This window comes from Streptomyces sp. NPDC001732 (assembly GCF_053596315.1).
The window spans coordinates 1-17,313 of record NZ_JBSFFY010000066.1 but is presented as its reverse complement, the minus strand read 5'-3'; the positions used below and the strand labels follow the sequence as shown (position 1 = coordinate 17,313).

The 17,313-nt window shown below is 70.4% G+C and carries 17 protein-coding genes; 11 read left to right on the top strand and 6 right to left on the bottom strand.

Annotated features, from left to right (window positions below; translation table 11 throughout):
- Window positions 1-3: 3 nt before the first annotated feature.
- A complete protein-coding gene (locus tag ACWCXX_RS34410; protein ID WP_451134205.1) occupies window positions 4-888 on the bottom strand; it encodes an ABC transporter substrate-binding protein in 885 nt (294 codons plus the stop codon).
- A gap of 304 nt (window positions 889-1,192) precedes the next feature.
- Between ACWCXX_RS34410 and ACWCXX_RS34405 the strand changes: the two genes are divergently transcribed.
- From ACWCXX_RS34405 to ACWCXX_RS34390, 4 genes are all read left to right on the top strand, one after another.
- Window positions 1,193-2,629, top strand: coding sequence for a M1 family metallopeptidase (locus tag ACWCXX_RS34405; RefSeq protein ID WP_451134229.1), 1,437 nt, complete (start codon window positions 1,193-1,195; stop codon window positions 2,627-2,629).
- Between the two features lie 202 nt (window positions 2,630-2,831).
- Window positions 2,832-3,041 carry a hypothetical protein gene (locus ACWCXX_RS34400; RefSeq protein WP_451134203.1) on the top strand — a complete coding sequence of 70 codons (210 nt, stop codon included), beginning with the start codon at window positions 2,832-2,834 and terminating at the stop codon, window positions 3,039-3,041.
- Window positions 3,038-3,760 (top strand): restriction endonuclease, encoded by a 723-nt coding sequence (locus ACWCXX_RS34395; protein WP_451134201.1) that lies wholly within the window; start codon window positions 3,038-3,040, stop codon window positions 3,758-3,760. Before ACWCXX_RS34400 ends, ACWCXX_RS34395 begins: the two co-directional genes overlap by 4 nt.
- A 429-nt stretch (window positions 3,761-4,189) precedes the next feature.
- Window positions 4,190-4,753: a fasciclin domain-containing protein gene (locus tag ACWCXX_RS34390; protein WP_451134199.1), complete on the top strand. Its 564-nt coding sequence runs from the start codon at window positions 4,190-4,192 to the stop codon at window positions 4,751-4,753.
- Between the two features lies 1 nt (window position 4,754).
- Here the strand turns inward: ACWCXX_RS34390 and ACWCXX_RS34385 are convergent, their stop codons facing one another.
- Window positions 4,755-6,089, bottom strand: coding sequence for a cation:proton antiporter (locus ACWCXX_RS34385; RefSeq protein ID WP_451134197.1), 1,335 nt, complete (start codon window positions 6,087-6,089; stop codon window positions 4,755-4,757).
- A gap of 539 nt (window positions 6,090-6,628) precedes the next feature.
- On the opposite strand from ACWCXX_RS34385, the gene ACWCXX_RS34380 reads away from it, so the two are divergent.
- From ACWCXX_RS34380 to thpR, 4 genes are all read left to right on the top strand, one after another.
- The gene (locus ACWCXX_RS34380) at window positions 6,629-7,408 is read left to right on the top strand and encodes an SDR family NAD(P)-dependent oxidoreductase (protein ID WP_451134195.1); all 780 of its coding nucleotides are present in this window, start codon (window positions 6,629-6,631) and stop codon (window positions 7,406-7,408) included.
- Window positions 7,409-7,588: 180 nt separating this feature from the next.
- The gene (locus tag ACWCXX_RS34375) at window positions 7,589-7,981 is read left to right on the top strand and encodes a VOC family protein (protein WP_451134193.1); all 393 of its coding nucleotides are present in this window, start codon (window positions 7,589-7,591) and stop codon (window positions 7,979-7,981) included.
- Between the two features lie 91 nt (window positions 7,982-8,072).
- Complete coding sequence (locus tag ACWCXX_RS34370; RefSeq protein ID WP_451134191.1) at window positions 8,073-8,660, top strand: SMI1/KNR4 family protein; 588 nt, start codon at window positions 8,073-8,075, stop codon at window positions 8,658-8,660.
- Window positions 8,661-8,779: 119 nt separating this feature from the next.
- On the top strand, window positions 8,780-9,376 hold the full coding sequence (gene thpR / locus ACWCXX_RS34365) for an RNA 2',3'-cyclic phosphodiesterase (RefSeq protein WP_451134189.1): 597 nt from the start codon (window positions 8,780-8,782) through the stop codon (window positions 9,374-9,376).
- 211 nt (window positions 9,377-9,587) lie between these two features.
- On the opposite strand, the gene ACWCXX_RS34360 is transcribed toward thpR, so the two are convergent.
- The 4 genes from ACWCXX_RS34360 to ACWCXX_RS34345 are packed head-to-tail and all read right to left on the bottom strand — an operon-like array spanning window position 9,588 to window position 13,771.
- Window positions 9,588-10,718, bottom strand: coding sequence for an acyl-CoA dehydrogenase family protein (locus tag ACWCXX_RS34360; RefSeq protein ID WP_451134187.1), 1,131 nt, complete (start codon window positions 10,716-10,718; stop codon window positions 9,588-9,590).
- A gap of 13 nt (window positions 10,719-10,731) precedes the next feature.
- Window positions 10,732-11,718 carry an acyl-CoA dehydrogenase family protein gene (locus ACWCXX_RS34355; RefSeq protein ID WP_451134185.1) on the bottom strand — a complete coding sequence of 329 codons (987 nt, stop codon included), beginning with the start codon at window positions 11,716-11,718 and terminating at the stop codon, window positions 10,732-10,734.
- Window positions 11,715-12,893, bottom strand: a complete 1,179-nt coding sequence (locus tag ACWCXX_RS34350) for an acyl-CoA dehydrogenase family protein (RefSeq protein ID WP_451134183.1) — start codon at window positions 12,891-12,893, stop codon at window positions 11,715-11,717. Before ACWCXX_RS34350 ends, ACWCXX_RS34355 begins: the two co-directional genes overlap by 4 nt.
- Complete coding sequence (locus ACWCXX_RS34345; protein ID WP_451134181.1) at window positions 12,890-13,771, bottom strand: enoyl-CoA hydratase; 882 nt, start codon at window positions 13,769-13,771, stop codon at window positions 12,890-12,892. Before ACWCXX_RS34345 ends, ACWCXX_RS34350 begins: the two co-directional genes overlap by 4 nt.
- A 180-nt stretch (window positions 13,772-13,951) precedes the next feature.
- Here ACWCXX_RS34345 and ACWCXX_RS34340 point away from each other — a divergent pair, with 180 nt between their 5' ends.
- The 3 genes from ACWCXX_RS34340 (at window position 13,952) to ACWCXX_RS34330 (ending at window position 17,230) form a co-directional block, all read left to right on the top strand.
- Window positions 13,952-15,154, top strand: a complete 1,203-nt coding sequence (locus ACWCXX_RS34340; RefSeq protein WP_451134179.1) for an acyl-CoA dehydrogenase family protein — start codon at window positions 13,952-13,954, stop codon at window positions 15,152-15,154.
- Entirely contained in the window at window positions 15,151-15,954 is an 804-nt protein-coding gene (locus ACWCXX_RS34335; protein WP_451134177.1) for an SDR family oxidoreductase, read from the top strand. The genes ACWCXX_RS34340 and ACWCXX_RS34335 overlap by 4 nt, the downstream gene beginning before the upstream one ends.
- A gap of 124 nt (window positions 15,955-16,078) precedes the next feature.
- On the top strand, window positions 16,079-17,230 hold the full coding sequence (locus ACWCXX_RS34330) for an acetyl-CoA C-acetyltransferase (protein ID WP_451134175.1): 1,152 nt from the start codon (window positions 16,079-16,081) through the stop codon (window positions 17,228-17,230).
- The last annotated feature ends 83 nt before the right edge of the window (window positions 17,231-17,313 follow it).

Sequence of the window (17,313 nt, the reverse complement as noted above, 5' to 3'; positions counted from 1 at the left end):
TTCTCACTGCCCGTCGTTGACGGTGGCCTCGGACACGGCGCTGCCGCCGACTCCCCAGGTGTCGAGGATCTTCTTGTACTCGCCGTTGTCGATGAGTTCCTGCAGGGCCTTGCGGACGGCGTCCCGCAGTCCGCTCTGGCTCTTCGCGGACGCGATGCCCCAGGGGGCGGTGCCGTACTGCTCCGGCAGGACCTCGTACGTGCTGCTCTTCTTGGTGAACGTCTTGGCGACGGGATAGTCGACGATGGTCGCGACCGCACGTCCGCTGTCCAGTTGCAGCAGCCCGGTGGGTGCGTCCTCGCTCTGCGAGATCCGCATCTTCTCCTGGCACTTGGCGTTCTGCTCCTCGCCGATGTGGAGGTTGGAGCTGCCCTTGGCGAGGACGACGGTCTTTCCGCAGAGGTCCGCGAGGGACTTGATGCCCTGCGGATTGCCCCGCTTCGTCATGATGACGCCGCCGGTGCGGAAGTAGTCGACGAAGTCGACCGCCTGGCGCCGCTGCGCACTGTCGGTCATGGACGACATGACCAGGTCGAACCGTCCGGACTCCAGGCCGGGGATCAGTCCGTCGAAGGCGGCGTTGGTGAGTTCCAGCTTCAGCTTGAGCCGCTCGGCGATGGCCTTGGCCAGATCGGGGTCCACACCGGTGAGCCGGGTGGTGCCGGGCGCGTACATCTCCATCGGCGGGTAACCGACCGCGGTGGCCACCCGGAGCACACCCTTCTGCCGGTACTGGGCGGGCAGCAGCTCGGCCGCGGTCCGGTCGGAGGCGACCTGCGACGCGGCCCTGGACGGGGCGTCGCCCTGACCGGAGCGCCCGCAGGCGGTGGCCGCGAGGGCCACCATGGCCAGGGCTGCCAGACAGCGCAGAGAACGGGGACGATTCATCGGATTCTCCCTCACGGGGTGGCGGTGCGCCGATGCTGACAGCCGCGCCCCGGTGAATGGAAGATGATGAAGCCATTCACGCCTGACCATCGAAATCTGTACGGCTCCGGGCCGGTGGCCGTCCGGCCGGTGCACCGCTGCGGGGCGCCCGTGGGGACGCCGGGGGCGCCCGCTGCCGGCAGGACGGCCGACTGCCCGCGAAGCACGGCGCCGTACCGTTGTGAAACGCCCTTGACCTGCGGCGATCAGGCAGGGAGCCGAAGAACGCCCCACGTGCCACCCTCCTCCATAAGATCTCCGGGTGATACGCCGACGCTTCCGCGCACCCCGTACGACCGCCCGCGCCCTGACCCTCGTCCTCGCGCTCACCGCGTGTGCCGGCAGCGGGGTCCGGGGCAGCCCGGGAGCAGCCGGGCTGCGCGACCCGTACTTCGCCGGCCTGGGGAACGGCGGGTACGACGTGCGGCACTACGCCATCGACCTCGACTACGACCCGGACTCCGGGTGGCTCGACGGCAAGGCCGTGATCACGGCGCGCGCCACCCAGGACCTGAGCGCCTTCGGCCTGGACCTGAAGGGCCTCGACGTCGACGCGGTGACCGTCGAGGGCGTGCCCGCCCGGGTCGAACGACATCGCGCCGAGCTGACCGTACGGCCGCGGCACCACCTGCGTGCCGGAGAGACGTTCCGCACCACCGTCCGCTACTCCGGTGAACCGGAGACCATTACCGACGGGGACGGCGGCGAAGAGGGCTGGCTGCCCACCGGACACGGCGCGGTCGCGCTCGGCGAGCCCGTCGGCTCCATGGCCTGGTTCCCCGGCAACAACCACCCCGCCGACAAGGCCGCCTACGACATCGAGGTCACCGTTCCCAAGGGCCTGAAGGCCGTGTCCAACGGGGAGCTGGTGGGGGAGCGGGTGTCCGGTGACACCACCACGTTCACCTGGCACAGCGCCGAGCCGATGGCGAGCTACGCGGCGACCGTCGCGATCGGCGACTACGAGACCACCACGTCCCTGGTGAAGGGCGCCACCCGCAAGGGCGGTCTGCCCGTGTTCAACGCCGTCGTGCCCGGCGAGGCCAGGGCATCCGCCGAGGTGCTCGCCGAGATCCCCGGGATCGTCGAGTGGCAGGAGTACAACTTCGGCCCGTACCCGTTCTCCTCGGTCGGCGCGATCGTCGAGGACGAGGACGTCGCCGGGTATGCCCTGGAGACCCAGACGAAGCCGGTGTACCCCGGCACCCCCGACATTCCGCTGCTCGTGCACGAGCTGGCCCACCAGTGGTTCGGCAACTCGGTGACCCCGAAGACCTGGCAGGACATGTGGCTCAACGAGGGTTTCGCCACGTACGCCGAGTGGTTGTGGAGCGAGGACCACGACGGCGAGACCGCGCAGGAGATCTTCGAGCAGGTCCATGCGGGCAGGGGCGACTACGTGCGGGAGCACATCGGGAACGCCGAGGAGATCTGGGCGTACCCGCCCGCGAGGCCGAGCGGCCCCGACGAACTCTCCGACAGCCCCGTCTACTACCGGGGCGCCCTGGTCGTCCACAAGATCCGCCAGGCCGTGGGCGACGACATGTTCTACGACATCGTGCAGGGCTGGACCCGTACCCACCGCCACGGCAACGCCGACACCCGGGACTTCACGGAGTACGTGGAGAACACGTCGGGCAAGGACCTGGGCGCGCTCTGGGACGCCTGGCTGTACGGGGAGGGCAAGCCGCACAAGCCGTGAGGCGCCTCTGGGTCCGTGCAGCCCGAGCGCGGGACTCCGGCCCGCACGGCCCCCGCTGCGGTATCCGGCCAGGTCCGATGGCTTTGTGCCATTCGTCGGCAACTGGCCTCCGGCCGCGCCGGGTCCGGGCTACACAGGAGGGCCGGGGCGACACGTTGTGTTCCCGGCGTGATGTGACTGGTCGTCGGGGAGGACTGGACGGTTGCTGACCATCAACGTGGCGGTGCTGCTCGCCGTTGTCGTCGTTCTACGGCTGCGTCGGCGTACGGAGGCCCGCAGCCGCTTCGACGAGAAGATGACCGTCGTCATCGTCCTGGCGCTCGGGGTCCTGCTGGCTCCCACCCCGGTGGGCCAGGGCGTTCCGAACGTCCTGGGCCAGCTCGCGGGCGGCGTCACGGAGGCCGGCCGGTGAGCCCTCGCAGGCGTCGGCCCGCGGCGACCGGGCGCCCCCCGGCAAGACGGCGCACGCGCAGGCCCGGCAGGCGGCCACGTGCGGACGACCGGCTGATCGGGCTCCTCGTGGCCGTGGCCCTGGGCGTCGCCCTGCTGGTGACGGTCGTCAACTGGCTGCTGGCCCACTGGTGGGTCCTGATCGCCGTGGGCGTCCTCGCGGCGCTGGCCGGCGGAGCCCGGCTCCACCGGAGGCAACAGCGAGTACGGTGGGAAGCAGCCCGGGTGCAGAGCCTGCGCTACGCGCTGCCCCAACTGGACGCCCTGCACCACACCCGGTTCGAGGACGCGGTGCGGGACCTGATGCACCGTGACGGCTGCCGGGACGCGACCCGCGTCGGAGGCGGCGGTGACCTGGGCGCCGACGTGAAAGCCACCGACCCCTACGGACGCCGCTGGGTCATCCAGTGCAAACACCGCCGCAACGGTCTCGCCGGCTCCGCCGTGGGCACGCCGGACTTCCAGGTCCTCAACGGCACCGCCCGTCAGGTCCACGGAGCCGACGTCGCGGTGATCGTCACCAACGGCCGGGTGACCGCCCCCGCCGTGACCTTCGCCGAGCAACAGCGCCTCCACGTCGTCGACCGCCACGTCCTGGGAGTGTGGGCGGCCGGCCCACGCCCGCTGTGGGAGCTCCTCCGCGCCGTCCCGCCGCCCCGCAGACCGACCTCGCTCTCCTGAACACAACACAACACAACACAACACGGCACCGCCCCACCTGACCGTCCGGACGGCCCACCGGGCCGGAGCAGCTTCCCTGCGCGTCCGGAAGCCGACGGGCGGCCTCGATCGCCGCGGCAAGGCTCTCACCGGCGGGCCCGGCGGGCGACGTCGGACGGAGTCCCCTCGGCCCGCCGGTCGACTTCACCGAGGCCGGCAGCGCCTCGACTTTGCCGAGGTCAGCAGGGCGGGAGCGCACCGCGTCCGTGCTTCGAGATGCGGTCCCCGACACCTGCTGGATACGCTCGCTGAGTGGCCGGGTGACGATGGCCCGAGGCCGGGCGCAGCAGCCGCCCCACCCCGCCCAGCGGAAACGAAGTCGTCCGCAGTCCAAACCTCTGCAGGGTTCGCCCCTCCACGGGAGGAAGGTTTGCGATGAGGTTCACCCGCATGCGTACCGCAAGGGTCACCGCCGCAGCCGCGGTCGCCGTCCCGCTCGCGCTTGGCGGCCTGGTGCCGCAGAGCCACGCACAGGATGCGTCTCCCAGCCCGTCCGAGACGTTCGGTCCCGGATGTTCGGCGTTCTCCGAGAAGGTCGAAACGGCCAAGGACAAGGCGGTGGTGGCTGCGGCTGCGTACCCACAGCTCAGCCAACTCGTCTCGGCCGTGGTCAGGGCAAGGCTGAACGACACACTCGACGGGAAGCCCGACATCACCATCTTCGCTCCGAACCAACAGGCGTTCCAGAAGGTGACCATGTCGCAGCTTTCCTCGATGCTCGGCAATCAGGAGCAGCTGAAGAAGGTGCTGACCTACCACGTCGTGGACAAGCGGATCACCCCGGAGGAACTCTCCAAGGGTTCCTTCGAGACGGTGGAAGGCAGCAAGCTGACCACGTCGGGCTCCGGCACCGACTTCAAGGTCAACGACAAGGCGAAGATCGTCTGCGGCAACATCAAGGCCGCGAACGCCACCATCTACGTCATCGACATGGTCCTCCAGCCGCCGTCCTGACTCACAGCTCCCGTTCCCGGCGCGGGGCGACCCGGGTGGAATCGGGAACGGGAGCTCCCTCGCGAAGCTTCTGGCCCGCGGCCGCGGCCTTCTCGTGCCAGCGGCCGTACCGGTCGGCGAAGGCGACGGCGGAGACGCCGTGCAGCAGCACGCTCAGGCCGACGGTGACCGCCACCACGCTCCCCAACAGGCCGATTCCCGGGACGTGCTCCTCCTCGAAGAGCAGCAGCCCGAGCACGACGGATGCCAGACCGCGGGGTCCGAACCACCCGATGTAGGCAACCGTGGGCAGGCGCAGCCCGCTGCCGGCGAGCGCGACGGCCACGGGCAGCATCCGGACGACGGTGAGGCTGAGAACCGCGTAGCCGACGATGCGCCAGTTCAGGTTCTCCAGCGTCGGGCCGAGCAGCACGGCTCCGAACGCCAGCAGACTGAGCGAGGCCAGAAGTTCCCCGAGGCACTCGCTGAAGGCGGCCGAACGGGCAGGGACGTCCTCCGGAAGGCCGGTGGCAGGACCCTCCCGCGGTCCGTCGGCCGAGAACCGACGCAGTGCGAAACCGAAGGCGAAGCCGCCGACCCAGGCGGCGATGAAGCCACTGCCGTCCACCACGACGCCCAGCGCGTACGCGGCCGTGGCGACGGCCGGGACGAAGAGCTGCGCCCACTCGCCCGAGACCCGTCCCCGCGCCTGCGCGGATCGCAGCAGCCGACCGCCGACCGCGCCGACCAGGAAGCCCAGCACCGAACTGAGCACCAGCGCGCGCCAGAAGACGCCCGACGCTCCCTCCTGCGCGGCGGACGTGCCCGGGATGGAGGCCAGGAAGAGCACGAAGAACGGCAGCACCATGCCGTCGTTCAGGCCGCTCTCCACGTTCAGGCCGTGCCGGACGAGCACGGGAACCCGCGGACTGGACATGGCGGTCTTGCCGAGGGCGGCGTCCGTGGGAGCGAGAACGGCGCCCACCAAGGCGAGTTCCCAGAAGGTCAGTCCGGGCAGCAGGGGCCATGCCAGCAGCCAGCCCGCCCCGATGCTCAGGGGCAGGCCGATGCACAGGAGCCGGCCCGGCAGAAAGCCACCGGTTCGCAGATCCCGTCTGTGCACGGCCATGGCGTCGGTGAACAGCACCAGGGTCAGGGCCGCTTCCAGCAGTGCGACGAGCGGCTCCGCGCCGTGCTTCAGGTCGATGACGTCGAGCGCCACCGGCCCGAGGAGGATTCCGCAGCCGACGAACACCATCGCCGACGACACGGGTGACGACGCCAGCCGCCGTGAGACCAGCGCGTACGCGGCCGTGACACCCGCCACCGCCACGCCGCCCCATGCTCCACCGCTCATCGCCGGAGCCTTCCGTCGGCATCACTTTGCACAACAGCACAGAAGGCGGACCCCGGTACCCCGGGCCCCATGATCCACCCACCACACCATCCTCCCCCGGTCGGTCTCCCCGCGGGTGCAGGCCACGCCGCAGCCGGTCCTGCGGAACAGGGCAGTGGTGTGGTTCTCGCAGAAGGCGCCGAGAACCCGTCGCCCGGCCTCCTCCGTCACGCTCCTGCTCCGGACGGTGTCGTCCTACGGCACCGGAAGCCCGAGCGTTCCGCGATCTCCGCACGGGAAAAGAGCCCCGTGAAGACCGCGGTGTGCGGGTGCCGGGACGGTTCACGGCCCCGCTCCAGGCACTGCCGCCCCGGACGAGCCGTCTAGTGCTGTGGCCGGGAAGGTTCACCGGCTCGCGACGCCCGGCACGGCACCTCGCCGCGTTGTCGCATCACCCGAGTACATCCAGTACGCGGGCAATGCTCCGCCTTGCGATGCACCGCACCGGAGGCCGCGAGCTTTCCGGCAAACCTTTCCGGCCACAGCACTAGGGTGCGGACATGATCTCGCAGAACTATCTCTCCGAACTGTTCTCACTGGACGACCGGGTCGCCGTGGTGACGGGTGGCAGCTCCGGCATCGGCCGTGCAATCGCCGGGGCCCTCGCACGAGCGGGGGCGCGCGTCGTGATCGTGGCGCGCAAGGAGTCGGAACTGGCCGCCACGGTCGACGAGCTGGCGGCGGACGGCTGCCGGACGGCCTGGGTGAGCGCCGACCTGAGTACCCGCGACGGAGTGCGCGCGGCTGCGGAGCAGGCGGCCGACGTGTTCGGCGAGCCCGACATTCTCGTCAACAGCGCCGGAATCAACCTGCGTCCGCCCATGGGCGAGCTGGACGAGGAGGTGTGGGACGCCACGATGGCGGTCAACCTGGAGGCGCCCTACTTGCTGGGCCGGCGGTTCGGGCCCGGCATGGCCGAGCGGGGCTTCGGGCGGATCATCCACATCACCTCCCAGCAGGCGCATCGGGCCTTCGTCCAGAGCGGCGCCTACGGAGTCTCCAAGGGGGCGCTGGAGTCGCTGGCCCGTTCCCAGGCCGAGGCATGGTCGCCCCACGGCGTCACCTGCAACACGCTGGTCCCCGGCTTCGTCATGACCCCGCTCAACGCACGGTTGTCCTCCGACCCGGAGAAGGTGGCGGCACTGGCCGCGCGCACGATGATCGGTCGCAACGGCCTGGCCGAGGACTTCGCAGGAGCAGCGGTGTTCCTGGCCAGCCGTGCCTCCGGCTACGTCACCGGGCAGGCGCTCTTCGTCGACGGCGGACTGTCCGTGCACTGACCCCAACCCGCCACGAAGACCGAACCGTTCGTCGCAGAGTGGGGAAACCGCCCTTGACCTGAAAAAACGCAGGCAGGGATGCTGGATCCGGATGATCTCGCCCACGAAGGAGAAGGCCCTGCGAACCGCGACGGCCGACCCGCAGCGCATCGCCGTGCGCCCAGCTGTAGGTTGGGGCCCATGTTCGCTCTGTATCCGCGCGTACTTGCCGGGGACTACCCGGCTGCCTTCGCTTTCTACGCGGGTGTACTGCCCGAGCTGACGGGATATGTGCTCGCGCGCGGTGACGCGGCGTCCGGGTACGCCAGTTGGGACGCGCCCGATGGGACGACCGCGTTCGCCGTGCTCCAGCGGGATGTGTTCGCCGGCGAGGTTCCACAGGCTCCTCCGGCGGGCGGCGCGGCCCTCGTGGTGCCCGTCGCGGACGTGGCGGCGTTGGACGCGGCGGTCGCGCTGTGCCGACGACATGGCGGGGTCCTGGTGGCGCCGGTCCGGGATCTGCCGGGGTGGCGGCTGCGGGCGGCGCACCTGCACGACCCGGACGGGAATCTCCTGGAGATCCAGACCTACTGAGCGCCGCTCGGCGGCCGGCCGCCCACCGGCGGTTCTCCGCGCGGGCGCCGGGGCCGCCCGCACCGAGGACGGAGTACTGTTCGGGAACGTCGTGGTCGAGAACTTCCCGGATTGGCAGGCGGCATTGGCAGGCGACATGCTGAGGGTCGAGGAGCTGGAGGCCGCGCTTCCTTCGATGACGCGATGGCGGGTGCCGGGCGGACGCGGTGTGAACTGGGCCGCACTCGAAACCGGTCTCGGGACGGCGCTGCCCTCGGATTTCCGCTCTCTGGCGGAGGCGTATCCGGTCCTGGTCGTCGACGACTTCCTGACGGTGTCCGTTCCCCGGCCCGGCGCCGAGAAGGCATGGGCTGCCGTGTCCCGGGAGGACGAGATCCTTCAGGACCTGTACGAGATGGGCGACACCGAGGACTACGTTCCCTTCCCGCAGCCGGGAGGCCTGATCTGCTGGGCGGAGTCCAATGCGGGGGACTCCTTCCACTGGAGGACGAGCCCCGCGGACCCGGACGCGTGGCCGGTGGTCGTCCGCACCGACAGCGGCGACTGGTCGGAGTTCCCCGTCGGTGCCGTCGAGTTCCTGGCGGGCGTGTACCGGCGGACCCTCGACGTGCCCGGCATGCCCGGCGACTTCCCCGGCCACGACCCGAAGGTGCTGGGCCTGAGCGACCGCATCGACTGAGCGGCCCTTCTCCCGCACCTTTCGGCGCAGAAGAGCTTCCTGGACGTCGGCGACCGCCAGTGCCCCCCTGCCGGACCCGGGTCGTGGCACGCACTGCCCGGTGCGGTACGAAGTCCGGTGTGAACGATCAGACTCAGCCCGCGACTGTTCGCGTGTTCATCGCGCTCGCCCCGCCCGACCACGCGAAAGAAGAACTGGCCCGGGAACTGCGCCCCGCCTACGACACCCACCCTCACATGCGATGGAACCGCATCGAGGACTGGCACATCACCCTGGCGTTCCTCGGGGAGCTCCCGGTCGAGGCAGTTCCGCTGCTGCGCCTGCCCCTCGCCGGCCTCGCGGCGGACCACCGGCCACTCGGTCTGGCACTGCGTGGCAGCGGGAACTTCGACGACCGGGTGCTGTGGAGCGGAATCGACGGAGACCTCGACGGGCTGCACATGCTCGCCGCCGACGTGCGCACCGCCGTCAAGAACTGCGGTGTCGTCTTCGCGGACCGGCCCCTGCTGCCCCATCTGACGTTGGCCCGTGCCCGCCGGGGCGACAGGTCCTCGACAGGGGAGATCGCCGAAATGCTCGCCGGATTCACCGGTCGTCGATGGACCACCGAACGTCTCCACCTGGTCGGCAGCAACATCGGCCGCAGCCGGGGGCCGATCCACTACCGTGACATCGAGTCCTGGGCCCTCGGCAGCGGGAACCCTGCCGGAGCCTGAACGACCCGTGAGGAGGGCGAGGGCCTCGGACCCCGGCACGCACGGCGTCGTGACGCCGACGGTGACCGAGTTGGTCTCGCCGTTCCTCGTCGGGACTTTCACCCTTTGGCTGCCGCCCGCGTCGGGCGTACTGACCTGCAACCTCGGCCCTCGGCCGGCTTGTCGAGGGCCGGCCGAGGGTCCGAGGCCGTCTGCACCGAGTGCCTGACAGTCAGCTGGAGGCGTCCGTCTGCGCGAGGTCCAGCAGACGGAAGAGCCGCTGCCGGTGCTCGTGCGGCTGCCCGAACAGCTGCGACGTCGCATGGGCCCGCTTGAACACCATCTGGGCGTCGTGCTCCCATGTGATCGCGATCCCTCCGTGCAATTGGACCGCCTCCGAAGCCACCTTGTTGAGCGCCTCCGAGCACCACGCCTTCGCGGTGGCCGCACGGTGGCGGAGGTCGGGCTCGGACTGCGCGGCGGACCAGGCCGCCGCCCATGAAGCGGAACGCGCCGTCTCGACCTCGACCAGCATGTCGGCCATCCGGTGCTTCAGCGCCTGGAAGGACCCGATCGGACGGCCGAACTGAACGCGCTCCTTGCAGAAGGCGACCGTCATGTCCAGGCCACGCTGGGCTGCCCCCACCTGCAGCCCCGTCACCGCGACGGCCGCAATGTCGTACAGCGTTTCGAGCAGGTCGGTGGCCTCCAGCGTCAGGGGTGAGGCGGGAACGTTGTCGAACTCCACCCTGGCCAGCTGGAGGGTGGTGTCCATCGCCGGCGTGGGAGTGCGGCGGACTTTGTCGTGGGCGGGATCCACCTCGAACAGGCCGACCTGACCTGCCGCCGGGGAGGCGACGACGAGGAGGACGTCGGCGGCACCGCCGTCGAGGACGAGGGTGGCCGCTCCGGACAGGGTCCAGCCGTCGCCCCGGGAGGCGTGCACATCGCAGCGGTCGGTGTGCCAGCGGGCGTCCTCGCCGGCCCACGCGAGGGCGGCCACGGAGGTGCCTTCGGCGATGCCGGGCAGCAGTCGTTCACAGGCCCCGGCGTTGCCGGACCTCAGCACGGCCTGTGCGGCGACCACGCCCGACCCGAGCAGGGGGGAGGGGGCGAGGGCGGCCCCGAGCTGCTCGAGCACGAGGTGGGCTTCGAAGAGCGAGAAGCCGGCGCCGCCGTACTCCTCGGGGACGGCGAGGCCCGCCGCCCCGATCTGCTCGCACAGCGTCTTCCACAGGCCCTCGTCGTAACCCCTGGCCGACCGGACCGCTTTGCGTACGGAGTCGCTGTCGCTGCGGCGGGCGAGCAGGTTGCGCACCGTGGCCGACAGCTCGTTCTGCTCCTCGCTGAGGGCGAACAGCATCTGGTTGTCCCTTTCAGGAGGAGGTGATGGCGGCCAGGACCCGGGCGCGATGCCAGGACGGAGTACCCCAGGCGCCGACGAGTGCCCGGACCTTCAGGATCCAGAGTCCAAGGTCGCATTCCTCGGTGTAGCCGATCGCGCCGTGCATCTGCAGGGCGGTGCGCGAGGCCAGGTGGGCAGCATCGGACGCAGCCACCTTGGCGGCCGAGACGTCGCGGCCGGCCTCGGGCGCCCCCTCGCCGAGGGACAGGGCGGCGCCGTGGAGCAGGGGGCGCGCGAAGTCGAGTGCCACCCGGACGTCGGCCATCGCGTGCTTGAGCGCCTGGTACTCGCCGATGACCCGGCCGAACTGCTTGCGGGACCTGGTGTGGTCGACGGATTCCGCGAGCAGCCGCTCGCCTGCGCCGAGGAGCTGGGCCGAACAGGCCAGCGCGGCCGTGTCGAGGACGGAGCCGACGACCCCGGCGTCCGGACTGCCCAGCGTCCGGGCGGCCGTGACCGGGAAGAGCCGGCGTGAGCCGTCGACGGAACGGTGCAGGTTGCCGGCGTCGGCCCAGCTCAGCCGGCCGTCCGCGAGCAGCAGGGTGTGCAGGGCGATGTCCGCGTCGAGTGCGAACGGAGTCATGGGAGGGGCGGAGACGGTGATGATCTCCGAGCCTTCCGCGAGCGCCGCCAGGCGCGCGTTCAGTTCGCCGCCGAGAGATGCCAGCAGGGCGGGCGCGACCACGACGGACTCGATGTAGGGGCCGGGGGCGAGATGGTGGCCGAGCCGCTCGAAGGCGACCACGACGTCGATCGGCTCGGCGCCCAGACCGCCGGCGGACTCGGGGACACGGAGGGCGTGGACTCCGATGTCGGCCAGCCTCCGCCACAACTTCAGACCGGTTGCGGAATCGCCGACGGCCCAGGCCCGGGAGATGTCCGGTACGTCGGCGCCGCCGAGCAGGTCGTCGAGCGAGCGGGCGAACCCGCGCTGCTCGTCGGTCAGTGCGAACCTCATCGCCCGTTCCTCCTGTTGTCGCCCTTGGGCAGGCCGAGCAGCCGCTCGGCGACGATATTGCGCTGGATCTCGTTGGTGCCGGCGTAGATCGGCCCGGCGAGCGAGAAGAGGTAGCCGTCCATCCACGCGCCGTCCAGGACCGCGCCGGGGCCGCGCAGTTCGGACTCCGGACCGATCAGGTCCAGTGCGGTCTCGTGGAGCGCGATGTCGAGCTCGGACCAGAACAGCTTGTTCACGCTGCCGTCCGCGCCCATGTCGCCACCGGCAGCCAGCCGGGTGACAGTGCCCCAGGTGTAGAGCCGGTAGGCCTGGGCGGCGATCCAGGCGTCGACGACCCGCTCGCCCAGGTGCGGGGAGTCCTGGCCGCGCTCGCGCCAGAGGGCGACCAGCCGGTCGGCCGCGGCGCAGAACCGGCCGGGGGAGCGGAGCGACAGTCCGCGCTCGTTGCCCGCGGTACTCATCGCCACCCGCCACCCGTCGCCCGGGGCGCCGAGAACGTCGGAATCCGGGACGAACACGTCCGTGAAGAAGATCTCGGCGAAACCGGCGTCGCCGTCGAGTTGCGCGATCGGACGCACGGTGATGCCGTCGGCGGTGAGCGGGAACAGGAAATACGTCAGGCCGCGATGCCGTGCGGCTGCCGGGTCGGATCGGAAGAGGCCGAACCCCCAGTGCGCGAACGAGGCTCGCGAGCTCCAGGTCTTCTGGCCGTTCAGCACCCAGCCGCCGCGGACCTCGTCCCGGACGGCGACGCTGCGGATGGAGGCGAGGTCGCTGCCCGCCTCGGGCTCGGACCAGGCCTGGGCCCAGATCTGTGTGCCGTCCGCCATGGGGCGCAGGAACCGCTCCTGCTGCTCCTTGGTGCCGTGCTCGAAGAGGATCGGTGCGAGCAGGGAGATGCCGTTCTGCGCGACCCGGGTCGGGGCGCCGCTGCGGTAGTACTCCTCCTCGAAGATCACCCATTCCGTGAGCGAGGCGTCGCGTCCCAGGAACTGCTCGGGCCAGGCGACCACCGACCATCTGCCTTCGGCGAGTTCGGCCTCCCACTCACGATGGGCCACGAAGCCTTCCGGGGTGTCCATGGAAGGCAGCGGGGAGGCGGGAACGTTCGCCCGGAGCCAGTCGCGGGCCTCCTCGCGGAACGCGATCTCGCGCTCGCTGAAATCGAGGTTCATGCGGTGCCCCCGGCCTTCGCCGCGGAGTCACGCATCGCCCGGGCGTCCATGCCGGCGAGGGAGTCGACGCCCACTTCGGCGTTGTGGGAGTGGGCGGCGTGGTGCAGGCCGAACACCGAGTCCATGCCGGTGCGCAGGCCCTGCAGGTCCTCGGCCTGGTTGATCGCCTTCTTGGTCAGTGCGAGGCCGAACCGCGGCATCGCACTGATCCGCTGCGCCAGGGCGAACGTGGTCGACTCGAGTTCCTCGCGGGGAACGACGTGGTTGACCATGCCGAGACCGTGGGCGCGCTGCGCGGTGAAGCGGTCCCCGGTGTAGAGGAACTCCTTCGCGGCGCGGGGATTCATCACCCACGGGTGGGCGAAGAACTCGACACCCGGGATGCCCATCCTCACGACGGGGTCGGAGAAGAAGGCGTCGTCGGAGGCGACGATGAAGTCGCACGACCAGGCGAGCATGAGACCACCGGCAATGCAGGCGCCCTGCACCATCGCGATCATCGGCTTGGGAATCTCCCGCCACCGGCGGCACATCCCGAGGTACACCTCGGACTCGCGCGCGAACCGCGAGTCGACGCCCTGCTTGTCGGTGTGGTCCCACCAGATGACGGCCTTGCGCTCGAATGTCTGGTCGATGTCGCGGTCGGGCGTGCCGATGTCATGGCCGGCGCAGAAGTGCTTGCCGTTGCCCGCGAGGACGATGACCTTCACCGCGTCGTCGTCGACCGCCCGCGTGAAGGCGGCATCGAGGGCATAGGTCACCTTGGAGTTCTGCGCATTGCGGTACTCCGGACGGTTCAGGGTCACGACCGCGACCGAGCCGCGAACCTCGTAGGTGACGACTTGCTCCCCGGCGGTCGTCATCTCCTTGGTGGACATGTCAGCTCCTTCGTCTTCTCCGCCCCTGCGGTGGGGTCGGTGGTCCGCATCCGCGTTGCCCGGCGAACTCCGGAGGCCCCGCCCGAAGCTTTACCAAACAAGTGCTTGGTGGGTAGTCTAGGGGATGCTTCTGGCACCTGACCAGAACCGGAGAACCGTCGAGAACTTCGAGGGGCGATCGTGGACCTGACTCACTCAGCGAAGGACGAGGCATTCCGCAGGGAGGCCCGGGACTGGTTGGAGACGAATCTCTCGGGCGACTTCGCCGGACTCCGCGGCCGGGGTGGCACCGGTCGCGAGCACGAGGCCTACGAGGAACGGGTGGCCTGGGACCGGCACATGGCGGCTTCCGGCTGGACCTGCCTCGGATGGCCCACGGAGTACGGCGGCAGGGGGCTCAGCCTGCTCCAGCAGGTGATCTTCCACGAGGAGTACGCCAAGGCCGACGGCCCGGCCCGGGTCAACCACCTCGGCGAGGAACTGCTCGGTCCCACCCTCATCGCCTTCGGTACCCGGGAGCAGCGGAACCGTTTCCTGCCGAAGATCGTCGCCGTCGAGGAACTCTGGTGTCAGGGGTATTCCGAGCCGGGGGCCGGATCCGACCTGGCGTCGGTGTCGACCCGTGCACGCCTGGAACCGGCGACCGGCCCGGGGCGGGAGGACCAGTGGGTGATCGACGGCCAGAAGGTGTGGACGTCGCTGGCCCACCTGTCCGACTGGTGCTTCGTCGTGGCCCGGACCGAACCGGGCTCCACCCGGCACGCCGGGCTCTCCTACCTGCTGGTGCCGATGCACCAGGAGGGAGTCGAGGTCCGTCCGATCCAGCAGCTCACCGGGACCTCGGAATTCAACGAGGTCTTCTTCGACGGCGCCCGGACCGACGCCTCGCTCGTCGTCGGTGAGCCCGGTGACGGCTGGAAGGTCGCGATGGCCACCCTGGGCTTCGAGCGCGGGGTCTCGACGATCGGGCAGCAGATCGGCTTCGCACGCGAACTCGGCGCCGTGGTCAAGATGGCCCGTCGCAACGGCGCGATCGAGGACCCCCTCGTCCAGGACAGGATCACCCGCGCCCACATGGGCCTCGAGGTGATGCGGCTGAACGCACTGCGCACGCTGGCCAGTTCCGGCAGCGGGCCCCAGGGGGCCGAAGCCTCCCTGGCCAAGCTGTTCTGGGGCAGCTGGCACCGCGGGCTGGGAGAGCTCGCGATGGAGGTGGCCGGTGCGTCTTCACTGGTGGCCCAGGCGCCGCCGTACGAACTCGACGAGTTCCAGCGGCTTTTCCTGTTCAGTCGCGCGGACACCATCTACGGCGGCTCGAACGAAATCCAGCGCAACATCATCTCCGAGCGCGTGCTCGGCCTGCCGAGGGAGCCGAAGGCGTGAACGTGACCAAGACGGAACAACCGGCCCCCGCCTACGTCCCGGGACACCACCTGCTCGAAGGAAAGACCGTGGTGATCACCGCCGCAGCCGGGGCCGGCATCGGCTCCGCGGTGGCGCGCCGCTGCCTGGAGGAGGGGGTGAAGGCAGTCGTCCTCGGCGACGTCCACGAGCGCCGCCTCGGCGAGGCCCGGGAAGAGCTGGGCAGGGAGTTCGGGGCGGACAGGGTCGCCACGACCATCTGCGACGTGACCGACGAGGACCAGGTCTCGGCCCTGCTCGACGCCGCCGAGCCGTTCGGCGGCGTCGATGTGATGATCAACAACGCGGGACTCGGCGGCACCGTGTCGGTCATGGAGATGACCGACGAGCAGTGGACCAAGGTCCTCGACATCACCCTCACCGGCACCTTCCGCTGCGTCCGCGCGGCCAGCAACCGGATGGTGCGAGCCGGCAGGAAGGGCGTGATCATCAACAACGCTTCCGTGATCGGCTGGCGAGCCCAGGAGGGGCAGGCGCACTATGCCGCGGCCAAGGCCGGGGTGATGGCGCTGACCCGCTGCGCCGCGCTCGACGTTGCCGGGCACGGGATCCGGATCAACGCGGTCTCCCCGAGCCTGGCCATGCACCCCTTCCTGGCGAAGGTCACGACCGACGAGCTGCTGACCGAGCTGAAGGGCAGGGAGGCGTTCGGGCGGGCCGCCGAACCCTGGGAGGTCGCGAACGTGATGATCTTCCTTGCCAGCGACTACTCGTCCTACATGACCGGTGAGACCGTCTCGGTGAGCAGCCAGCACGCCTGACGGCCAGGGCCTGTTGCGGAAGTCCCGCCTGCCGGGCGGACGACGGGACTTCCGCAACAGGCCCCGGACCCCACCGCGCCCGCGTCGTACAGCCGGAAGAAACCACGCAACGAGGAGACAAACCGTGGCCGAGGCCTACATCGTCGATGCCGTTCGCACCCCCGTCGGACGGCGTGGCGGTTCCCTGTCCGCGATGCACTCCGCCGATCTGGGAGCCCACGCGATCGCAGCCCTGATGCGGCGCACGGAGGTCGATCCGGCCGCGGTCGACGACGTGATCCTGGGGTGCTGCGACACGATCGGCTCGCAGGCCGGCGACATCGCGCGCACGGCGTGGCTGGTGGCGGGGTTCCCCGACCATGTGCCGGGAGTGACGATCGACCGCCAGTGCGGTTCGAGCCAGCAAGCGGTGCACTTCGCCGCGCAGGGCGTGATGTCCGGCACCGCCGATCTGATCGTGGCCGGCGGTGTGCAGAACATGTCCGCGATCCCGATCTCCGCGGCCATGCTGCTCGGCCGGGAGTACGGCTTCAGCACCCCGTTCGCCGAGTCGCCGGGCTGGGTGAAGAGATACGGCGACCAGGAGATCTCGCAGTTCCGCTCCGCCGAGATGATCGCCGAGAAGTGGAACCTGTCCCGCGAGGAGATGGAGCGGTACGCCTGCCGCAGCCACCAGCGGGCCATCGCCGCGATCGACGCCGGCCGGTTCGAGAGCGAGATCGAGCCCGTCGGTGGATTCGACACCGACGAGTGCCCGCGTCGCGACACCTCGCTGGAGAAGATGGCCGGTCTGAACCCGCTCACCGAAGGAAGCCCGCTCACCGCCGCCGTCGCCTCCCAGATCTGCGACGCCGCCTCGATGGTGCTGATTGCCTCCGAGCGGGCGGTCCGGGACCACGGGCTGACGCCCCGGGCCCGGATCCACCACATCTCGGTACGCGGAGACGACCCCGTCTGGATGTTGACCGGCCCGATCCCGGCCACCAAGTACGCCTTGGAGAAGGCCGGAATGACCATCGACGACATCGACCTGTTCGAGGTCAACGAGGCGTTCGCATCCGTCGTACTGGCCTGGGCCGAGGAGACCGGTGCGGACCTGGAGAAGACCAACGTCAACGGCGGCGGCATCGCCCTCGGGCACCCGATCGGCGCCACCGGGACCCGGCTGATGACCACGCTGCTGGGCGAGCTGGAGCGCACCGGCGGACGCTATGGGCTGCAGACCATGTGCGAGGGCGGAGGCCAGGCCAACGTCACCATCATCGAACGCCTCTGATCCCGCCACGGACCGCGGACGGTGAAGGCCGCCCACCCTCTCGGTGGGCGGCCGACAACCGCCCCGGGGCCCCGCGGGGCGCC

Bases quoted from the DNA above. Each gene is read 5' to 3' on its own strand.
- ACWCXX_RS34355 (WP_451134185.1), bottom strand. From the start codon at position 11,718: ATGAGGTTCGCACTGACCGACGAGCAGCGCGGGTTCGCCCGCTCGCTC.
- ACWCXX_RS34360 (WP_451134187.1), bottom strand. From the start codon at position 10,718: ATGCTGTTCGCCCTCAGCGAGGAGCAGAACGAGCTGTCGGCCACGGTG.
- ACWCXX_RS34385 (WP_451134197.1), bottom strand. From the start codon at position 6,089: ATGAGCGGTGGAGCATGGGGCGGCGTGGCGGTGGCGGGTGTCACGGCC.
- ACWCXX_RS34375 (WP_451134193.1), top strand. From the start codon at position 7,589: ATGTTCGCTCTGTATCCGCGCGTACTTGCCGGGGACTACCCGGCTGCC.
- ACWCXX_RS34345 (WP_451134181.1), bottom strand. From the start codon at position 13,771: ATGTCCACCAAGGAGATGACGACCGCCGGGGAGCAAGTCGTCACCTAC.
- ACWCXX_RS34390 (WP_451134199.1), top strand. From the start codon at position 4,190: ATGCGTACCGCAAGGGTCACCGCCGCAGCCGCGGTCGCCGTCCCGCTC.
- ACWCXX_RS34380 (WP_451134195.1), top strand. From the start codon at position 6,629: ATGATCTCGCAGAACTATCTCTCCGAACTGTTCTCACTGGACGACCGG.
- ACWCXX_RS34350 (WP_451134183.1), bottom strand. From the start codon at position 12,893: ATGAACCTCGATTTCAGCGAGCGCGAGATCGCGTTCCGCGAGGAGGCC.
- ACWCXX_RS34410 (WP_451134205.1), bottom strand. From the start codon at position 888: ATGAATCGTCCCCGTTCTCTGCGCTGTCTGGCAGCCCTGGCCATGGTG.